The following is a 6,857-nucleotide window of genomic DNA, read 5'->3' as shown; positions in this document are numbered from 1 at the left end:
CGAAGAGCTGGCCTGCAATCGAACAAAGAGCTGACCAACCACCTTGACACACCAACTCCCCATGTGAGCAATCCAGAGTCTTTCCGCGGCGAGAGTCTGGATTGCTTCGCTGCGCTCGCAGTGACGAAGTTGTGGGACACGCGGACTGGATTTTCGCTGCCATCGCTGGGCCCGTAGCACCGTCACTCCCGTCGCCGCACCATGTCCTCGATCACCGCCTGCACATGCGCGAGCCACGCGCTCCGTCGTTCATCCTCGGCGAGGTCGATCTGCATATAGTTCGACAGCGTGTAGAGATTGGCGCGGTAGAAATAGGTGAGCGACAGGATCGACAAATAGAGGTGGAAGCGGTCGCAGTCCGGCCTGAACTCGCCACGGCTGCTGCCGCTTTCGATCAGGCGACCCAGCATATCGAGTTGGGAGTTGGCAAAGCTTCGGCGGATGTTGTTCTTGACGTGACGTCCTTTGAACAGGTTCTCCGACGCCAGGATGCTGAGTAGCTCCGGGTGCTCCCAGTAGTAGTTCCAGTTGAACGCGACCAGCGCGGCGAGTGCCTCGCGCGGCCGCGACAAGTCGAGCTCGAGCGCTTCCTCGCGCGCGACGAGGTCGGCGTAGCAGTGCTCGATGACCTGATGGAACAGCTTCTCCTTGCTCTTGAAGTAGTAATAGAGCATGCGGTCGTTGCTCTTGGCTGCCTTGCTGATGCGGTCGACGCGTGCACCGCCATAGCCCTCGCGGGCGAACTCGGCGACCGCCGCGCGCAGCAGGGACTCGCGCGTCTGATCGGGCGTGCGTGTCCGCCGGCCGGGTTTCGCCGGCGTCCTGCGGCGGGCACCCGCCTTGACCCGCGAAGCCGGCTCGCGCCTGGACACATCAGTTTCATTCGCCATTGCGGACCCTCGGAATCACAACCGGCAGGATGAGGTCTGCCTGCTTTTTGGCAAGTCCCGCCGCTTTTTTGCCCGTTGACAATCCGGCAGGGCGGGTGTTCGTTATGTAGTAAGTACTACATACATTCACTGGTCCCGTCACGGAGGACGCATGCGGCTGTCAGGTGCAGTGAAACTGGTCGTACTTGGGTGGCTGGCAGCCGTATCGGGCGCGCCGGCCGCAGAGCTGCCTCCCATCAGGATCGGCGAGATATCGAGCTATTCGGCGCTGCCGATCGGAACGCGCGGTTACCGACAGGGCTGGGAGCTCGCCCGCGATCAGATCAACGGCAAGGGCGGCGCTCTCGGCCGCAAGCTCCAGATCATCGCCCGTGACGACGCCGGCAAGCCCGACGTTGCCATCACGCAGGCCGGGCAACTCGTCGACGCCGAGCAGGTCGAGCTTCTGACCGGGACGATCCTGTCTCATATCGGGCTCGCGGTGGCCGACTTTGCCAGACAGAAGCAGATGTTCTTTCTCGCCTCGCAGCCGCTAACCGACGCGCTGATCTGGGAGAAGGGCAATCGCTATACGTTCAGGCTGCGGCCGAGCACGTATACGCAGGCATCCATCCTGGCCCAGGAAGCCGCCAAGTTCCCGGCGCGGCGCTGGGCGACGATTGCACCAAATTACGAGTTCGGCCAGGCGGCCGTCGCGAGCTTCAAGCGCGAATTGAAGCGCCTGAGACCCGACGTCGAGTTCGTCTCCGAACAGTGGCCGCCGCTTGGCAAGATTGACGCCGGCGCCGTCGTGCAGGCGATGACCGCGGACAATCCGGAGGCGATCTTCAACGCGACATTCGGACCCGATCTCGCCAAGCTCGTACGCGAGGGGGCAACGCGCAGCGCCTTCGCCAACCGGCCGGTCGTGAGCCTTCTCACGGGCGAACCCGAGTATCTTGCACCGCTAAAGGACGAAGCACCGGCCGGATGGCTGGTCACCGGCTATCCCTGGAGCGAAATCAAGACCCCGGCGCATGACGCGTTCCTGAAAGCCTATCTCGACCGCTTCAAGGAACCGCCGAACATTGGCGCTCTCATCGGCTACATCAATACGCTGGTGCTGGCGCAGGCGATCGAGACCGCCGGCTCGACCAAGCCCGACGATTTGATCAAGGCCATGGAGCACCTCAAGCTCGATACGCCCGTCGGCCCGATTGCCTTCCGCGCGATCGATCATCAATCGACCATGGGGGTCTATATCGGCAAGCTCGCCGTGCGTGACGGCCAGGGCGTGATGGTCGACTGGCGCTATGTCGATGGCGCCGAGTACCAGCCGACCGATACCGAAGTGCTCGCCAAGCTGAAGAACTAGGGGCCGTCCCATGACCCTGCTCGCTCCGCGCAACATTTGGTACCCGCTCACCTGGTCGCGCAACGTGACGCGCAAGCTGTCGCGCCACCGCATTCTCGGCATGGACCTCGTGGTCTATCGAAGCGAGGCCGGCGACGTCGTTGCGCTCGACGATGCCTGTCCGCACCGATTGGCTCCGCTGTCGATGGGAAAGCTCAAGGGCGATGCCATCGAGTGCGGCTATCATGGCATGACCTTCGGTTCGGACGGCCGTTGCATCCGCATTCCCGGCCAGCCGGTGATTCCGCCGAATGCGCGCGTTCCGTCCTATCCGCTTCGGGAGAAGATGGGCCTGGTCTGGATCTGGCCCGGCGACCCCAGCCGGGCGGACCCCTCGCTGATCTATGACCTGCCGCAGTTCGCCCAGCCCGGCTGGCACGCGGCGGAGGGCGACGCGCTACGGATCGGGACCAACTATCTCAACCTCGCCGACAACCTCTGCGACCCCGCCCATGTTAGCTTCGTGCACCTCTCGACACTCGGCAATTCCGCGAGCGAGGACATTCCGGTCGAACATACGTTCAGCGAGACCGGCGTGCTGGTTTGGCGCTGGATCCGGAATGCGCCACCGATTCCATTGTTTGCCAAGTACGGCAATTTCCGCGGACATGTCGATCGCTGGCACTACTATGATTACGTCGCGCCTTGCATCGCGGTGATCGATTTCGGCAGTGCCGATGCCGGCGCGATCGCCAATCCCGAGGACCGCGGCAAGGGATTGCGGATCTTCGCCTGCCATTTCATTACGCCCGTCGATGACAGGATCTGCATCGACCACTGGCTGCACGTCCGCAACTTCGCGCCTGACGATACCGACGTCGATCAGCGCCTACACGCGGATTTCCGGATCGCCTTCAATGAGGACAAGGAAATCCTGGAGCGCATCGAGGAGGTCGCGCAGGCGCGGCCCAACGCCAAGCCCATCCGTCTCGCCATCGACGCCGCTCCTCAACGCATGCGCCGTATCGTCGAGCGGATGGTGGCAGGTGAAGCAGAAACCCGCGCATCGGCGTAAGCGGAAAGCAGCGCAAGCGGGCCGGGAGCGATCCCGGCCTTTTTTCTTTCCTGCGAGCGCACCCTGCAACCACATCGTCATTGCGAGCGAAGCGAAGCAATCCAGGGTCTTTCCGCGGCAGTCTGGATTGCTTCGTCGCTTTGCTCCTCGCAACGACGGAGGATGGGGTGCAAGCGAACGCTACTCCGCCGCGTCGGCGGCTTCCAGCGTCGGGTAATCCGTGTAGCCCTTGGCGCCGCCGCCATAGAACGTGTTCTTGTCCCAGTCGTTGAGCGGCGCGTTTTTCTTCAACCGCTCGACGAGGTCGGGGTTGGAGATGAACGGCTTGCCGAACGCAATGAGGTCGGCAGCGCCGGTTTCGAGCACCTTCGTCGCCAGCTCGAAATCATAACCGTTGTTGGCGATGTAGGTGCCGGAGAAGCGCTTGCGCAGGTCCAAATAGTCGAACGGCGCGAAGTCGCGCGGGCCGCCGGTCGCGCCTTCGACGACGTGCAGATAGACGAGCTTGAGCGCATTGAGCCCGTCGACGATGTGGTCGAACAGCGCCTGCGGATTCGAATCGGAGATGTCGTTCGCCGGCGTCACCGGCGAGATGCGGATGCCGGTACGATCGGCGCCCGCTTCGGCGGCGACGGCTTTCGAGACCTCCAGCATCAGCTTCGCGCGGTTCTCGATCGAGCCGCCGTAAGCGTCGGTTCGCTTGTTGGCGCCGTCTTTCGCGAACTGGTCGAGCAGATAGCCATTGGCGCCATGGATCTCGACGCCGTCGAAGCCGGCCTCCAGCGCATTCTTCGTGGCGCGCTTGAAATCGTCGATGATCCCTGGAATTTCGGCGAGCTCGAGTGCGCGCGGCTCGGAAACGTCGGCGAAGGTGCCGTTGACGAAGGTCTTGCCCTTTGCGCGGATCGCGCTTGGCGCGACCGGCGCGCCGCCATTCGCCTGCAGCGCGGTGTGCGAGATGCGCCCGACATGCCAGAGCTGGATGAAGATGCGCCCGCCGCGCTCATGCACGCGATCGGTCACCTTGCGCCAGCCGGCGACCTGGTCTTTCGAGTAGATGCCGGGCGTGTCCTGATAACCCTGGCCCTGCTGGGAGATCTGGCTTGCTTCGGTGACGAGGAGCCCGGCGGAGGCGCGCTGACCGTAGTAGTCGGCCGCAAGCAGGCTCGGCACGAAAGTCCCGGGCGCTGCGCGATTGCGCGTCAGGGGCGCCATCACGAAGCGGTTGGCCAGCGAGATCGGGCCAAGCTTATAGGGCTCAAACAATTTGGTCGGATGGCTCATGGGAATGTTTTCCAGCAGTGGACGGGTGGGTGAACACTTGTGCATCGCCACACCCCGTGCAAGGGCGGAGCCATTCCGAAAGCGCAGGCGAGCTGCGCGAAGGGTCGGTGAAGATGCCTAAAGAGATGAGTTTTTCTGCAAATTCGTCCGCGGCAGCGGAGTTGATCTCCGTGCCGCGGAAAAAATGGATCGCAAATCTCAGGTCATGCCGAGGAAATCGCGCTTGCCGATCTCGACACCATTGTGGCGCAAAATCCCGTGCGCGGTCGCGGCATGGAAATAGAAGTTCGGCAGCGAGACCGAGCTGAAAAATTGCTGCCCCTTGAGCGTCACGGTGCGGTCGGGACCGGCAGGGAAGGTCACTTCCTTGGCATCGGCGCCTTCGAACTGCTCGGGCTTGAACGCCTTCACGAAGTCGATCGTCCTGGCCAGCCGCTGTTTCAATTCTGCGAACGTCGTCTCGGTGTCCGGCATCGACGGCACCTCTGTGTGCGTGAGCCGCGCGCAGCCCTTGGCCGCGAAGTCGCTGACGAGCTGGATCTGCTTGCCGAACGGCAGCATGTCCGGAAAAAGCCGCGATCCGATCAGCACGCCGGGCTCGATCTTTTTCGCCGCGCAATGGGCCTCCGCCTTGGCGAGCAGGCCCGTGAGGCTGTTCAGCATCTGCAGATAGGCTGGGACGACGGCGTCATAAAAGGACATGTGATGCTCTCTTCTCGTTGGGACGTCAGGAAGTATCCTGGTCCCAAGAGATGGGAGCATCGCAGCAGAATACAATCGCCGAATCCCCAACTGCAGGCCAAAAATTCTACCGCATAGACTTGCGATGCATTCGTGCGGCTCTCTCCAGCCGTCATCGCCCGGCTTGACCAATGGCCAACCTGTCAGCGATGTGTCCGAACAGGTGTCAGCCATGTCCCCGGACTAAACATTTGCGGGGCATGACTGCGAGTAGAGTCCTACCGCACCACGCCCGCCGGCTGTGCCTGCGCGGTGCCACCGCGCATGCGCGCGAGCAACTCCGCCGTCGGCCAGGAATCCGCGGGCAGGCCGTACTTGATCTGCATCGCCTTGACGGCACTGCGGCTCTGCTGGCCCAGCACGCCGTCGACCTTGCCGACGTTGAAGCCGGCGCGCACCAGGAGCTGCTGCAATTCCTTCAGCTCGTTGAACGGCAGTTGCGCCACCGGCTGCCCCGGCTTGCGCATGGGAGCCGCGCCCGCGATGCGCGAGGCGAGGTAACCGGCGGTGGTCGAATAGATCAGCGAATTATTCCACTCGGTGTAGGCCGCGAAGTTCGGATAGGCCATGAAGGCCGGCCCGGTCCGCCCCATCGGCAGCAGCACGGAGGCGGCGAGATTGTCGTTCGGCAGCGGCCGGCCATCGGGATAGGTCACGCCCAGTTGCGCCCATTTCGAGCGCGGCTGCTGCACCGAGAGGTCAGTCTGCTCCCACGGCAAGCTTGCCGGCACCTTGATCTCTTCCAGCCACGGCTCGCCGCGCCGCCACTTCAACCCGTTGGCGATGTAGTTCGCGGTCGAGCCGATCACGTCCGGCCCGCTGCGGAGCAGATCGCGCCTTCCGTCGCCGTCATAGTCGACGGCGTAGTTGACGTAATGCGTCGGCAGAAACTGCGTCTGCCCGAGCTCGCCCGCCCAGGAGCCGATCATCTCGGAGGGCGTGAGATCGCCGCGGTCGATCACCTTGAGCGCCGCAATGGTCTCGCCCACGAACATCTCCGAGCGGCGGCAGTCATAGGCCAGCGACACCAGCGATTTCAGCGTCGGCAGATTGCCCATGTTGGCGCCGAAATCGCTCTCCAGTCCCCAGAACGCAGCGATCACCGCCGGCGGCACGCCGTATTCCTTTTCGGCCCGCGCGAACGCCGCAGCGTATTGCCTGATGTGCTGCTGGCCGTTCTGCATGCGATAGGTCGCGGCCATGCGGCCGGCGAATTCGGTAAAGAGCTGACCGAACACGCGCTGGCCGCGGTCGCGGTTGACGATGCCCTGGTCGTAGACGAGGTAAGGCGAGGCTTCCGCGATCGCGTGCTGCGACACGCCCGCGGCGATGGCCTGCTGTTTCACGTCGGCCAGGAAGCGGTCGAAGCTCGCACCATTGTGGCACGAGGCCGCGCGCGGCGAGGGCGCTACCGGCTTTGCCGCCGCTGGCTTTCCGGGGGGCGGCAACAACTGAGCGGAAGCGGTAGCGGAGAGTGCGAGCAGCGTGACGGCCGCGATCGCGAATCGGGTCTGGAGCATAGGGTTTCCGGCAG

The 6,857-nt window shown here is 63.6% G+C and carries 6 protein-coding genes; 2 read left to right on the top strand and 4 right to left on the bottom strand.

Annotated elements, in window-relative coordinates; genetic code table 11:
• Positions 1-182: 182 nt before the first annotated feature.
• On the bottom strand, positions 183-890 hold the full coding sequence (locus SO180_RS19685; protein WP_449380494.1) for a TetR family transcriptional regulator: 708 nt from the start codon (positions 888-890) through the stop codon (positions 183-185).
• Positions 891-1,041: 151 nt separating this feature from the next.
• Here SO180_RS19685 and SO180_RS19680 point away from each other — a divergent pair, with 151 nt between their 5' ends.
• Together SO180_RS19680 and SO180_RS19675 are read left to right on the top strand one after the other, a co-directional pair.
• On the top strand, positions 1,042-2,244 hold the full coding sequence (locus SO180_RS19680; RefSeq protein ID WP_449380493.1) for an ABC transporter substrate-binding protein: 1,203 nt from the start codon (positions 1,042-1,044) through the stop codon (positions 2,242-2,244).
• Positions 2,245-2,254: 10 nt separating this feature from the next.
• Entirely contained in the window at positions 2,255-3,298 is a 1,044-nt protein-coding gene (locus SO180_RS19675) for an aromatic ring-hydroxylating dioxygenase subunit alpha (RefSeq protein ID WP_449380492.1), read from the top strand.
• A gap of 180 nt (positions 3,299-3,478) precedes the next feature.
• Here the strand turns inward: SO180_RS19675 and SO180_RS19670 are convergent, their stop codons facing one another.
• From SO180_RS19670 to SO180_RS19660, 3 genes are all read right to left on the bottom strand, one after another.
• Positions 3,479-4,582, bottom strand: coding sequence for an alkene reductase (locus SO180_RS19670; protein ID WP_449380491.1), 1,104 nt, complete (start codon positions 4,580-4,582; stop codon positions 3,479-3,481).
• A 198-nt stretch (positions 4,583-4,780) separates the two neighbouring features.
• Positions 4,781-5,284, bottom strand: coding sequence for a DUF1993 domain-containing protein (locus SO180_RS19665; protein WP_449380490.1), 504 nt, complete (start codon positions 5,282-5,284; stop codon positions 4,781-4,783).
• Between the two features lie 257 nt (positions 5,285-5,541).
• Positions 5,542-6,843: a lytic murein transglycosylase gene (locus SO180_RS19660; RefSeq protein WP_449380489.1), complete on the bottom strand. Its 1,302-nt coding sequence runs from the start codon at positions 6,841-6,843 to the stop codon at positions 5,542-5,544.
• Between the last annotated feature and the right edge of the window lie 14 nt (positions 6,844-6,857).

The sequence above is a fragment of the Bradyrhizobium sp. UFLA05-112 genome, assembly GCF_053572325.1.
This window is presented reverse-complemented; position numbering and strand designations above follow the sequence as displayed.